At 42.1% G+C, this 1,789-nt stretch carries 2 protein-coding genes; both read left to right on the plus strand.

Annotation, left to right across the window (positions count from 1 at the left end; genetic code table 11):
* On the plus strand, positions 1–190 hold a 190-nt coding region (locus BCU91_RS20450; RefSeq protein ID WP_206747625.1), incomplete at its 5' end, for a hypothetical protein.
* A 110-nt stretch (positions 191–300) separates the two neighbouring features.
* On the plus strand, positions 301–1,755 hold the full coding sequence (locus tag BCU91_RS13760) for a glycerophosphodiester phosphodiesterase family protein (protein WP_102531725.1): 1,455 nt from the start codon (positions 301–303) through the stop codon (positions 1,753–1,755).
* The last annotated feature ends 34 nt before the right edge of the window (positions 1,756–1,789 follow it).

The raw sequence follows: 1,789 nt of genomic DNA on the forward strand, positions 1-1,789 counted from the left end.
CAAGACCTTAACCATCCAAGCCCTTCTCAATCACAAGCTCGATATTTTGGCAAAGTCACTCATTTTTAAACAACATCTTCACGGTTTTTTTATGGCTAAAACTTATAATGGGTTGTCAATCATTCGCCAAACAGGCCCTAACGGTCCTACAAAAAATGTATCAAAACCAACTAAAGCCTCAGTAAAGTGAATCAAAAACTTCTTTGGGGCTGACACACTTGTTAAAGTTATGGTTATTATTGTCTTAACCTTTAGATTACGGTATAAAATAGCAAAATTAGCCAATTTATATAATGAGTTATGCCAAGCCGCCAGTTAAGTACCCTACTACTTTATTCTATTCTTTTTAGCTCATTTTTCATTCTTTCAGCTTGTAAATCGACTCCAGAGCCAGTGAAAACTGTGCATGTCACCCCTAAAAAACTGAGCCACTTGCCCTATGATGCTGCAACTCACGGCAAAGATATTGTCGATACTCAATTGGCCTTAGGCGATCGTAATTTATATCTTGCCAGTAACGGCAATATTAAGATGCTATCAACAGCGCAATGCCAAATTGATATTTCAGCCCATCGTGGTGATTTTCGCCAGCCTGAAAGCAGTTACAATGCAATTTCTGCCGCACTTAACGATAACTTCAACAGTGTTGAAATTGATGTCATGTTGCTGGGCGATGGCACTTGGGTAAATCACCATGACAGCCAAACTGGCCGCGCCACTGTGCATTACACCGGTGAGCGTTTCAAACTGGAACGCATGAACCTTAAAGAGTTTAAACGGCTAAAACTGCGGGACAAGCATAATAACAATCTACTCAATGAGCGGCCGATCACCGCTAAAGAGTCCTTTAAAATATTCGCCGCCCAGCGACTGCCAAATCAAAAATTAAATGTAGAAATAAAGTCAAAAGCCAATGGCCAAAAATTGCTTGAGCTAGATAATATGCTCAGAAAGTACGTCGGCCACGAAGGCTATTACTTCTCATCGTCTGAGCAAGATACCTTAGTGAAATTGCGAGGCATAAACCCTATTGTTTACTTGGGCTTTGTCCAAGGTGGTCACCCTACCAGCATTGATATCTTGCGCAGCGACTTACGCAAAGGCGCAAGTAACGATGCTTACTATCTAGAAAATCACTCTAATATTGAGCGCGCTAGCAATTATGGTACCAAACGATATCGCTCCCGTTATCAAGATCACACCAGCACTGATGCACTCAAAAAGCTAAGAGCAAAACTGGGTTACAACTCAGGGATCCACCTTGATATTCGCAGCTACATGCAAAACTCAGGGGTAAAACAACGCGCTCAGCGACTAGGAATGAAAGTGTATAGCTATTCACTTAATGGCACGGATTATCATCAGTCACAGTTGCTCAAACTGAGTAAAAATAATCTGCCTGATGGTGTCATTGTCGATGCCACGCCTTACAAGATCTGTCAGCAGTTGTTTAATGCCGCCGTGCCAGCGCAGCGCTATCAAGCAGTGACAGATTTAGGTCAATACATTGTCTCACTGCCAGTAGATGCTGACTTTGATCGCTTTAAAGAAATGCTCGGCTACCAGCATGAAGGTTACTATTTATCATTAACCTCCGGCCTTAAATCCATCTATAGCGCGAAAGCTAAAGTGGTGCCAGCCAGCACGCCTACGCCGTTATTGGAGCATGGTTTTCCCACTATCACCGATGAAAAAATTGATACCCATACAGGTGACAGCATCATCTTAACCTTGCCAAGCAGCAATGCTAAATAACTAAAACTGAAACGAGAACTAGAACTAGAACTAG

The organism is Shewanella sp. 10N.286.52.B9, assembly GCF_002873635.1.
Taxonomy (GTDB): Bacteria; Pseudomonadota; Gammaproteobacteria; order Enterobacterales; family Shewanellaceae; genus Shewanella.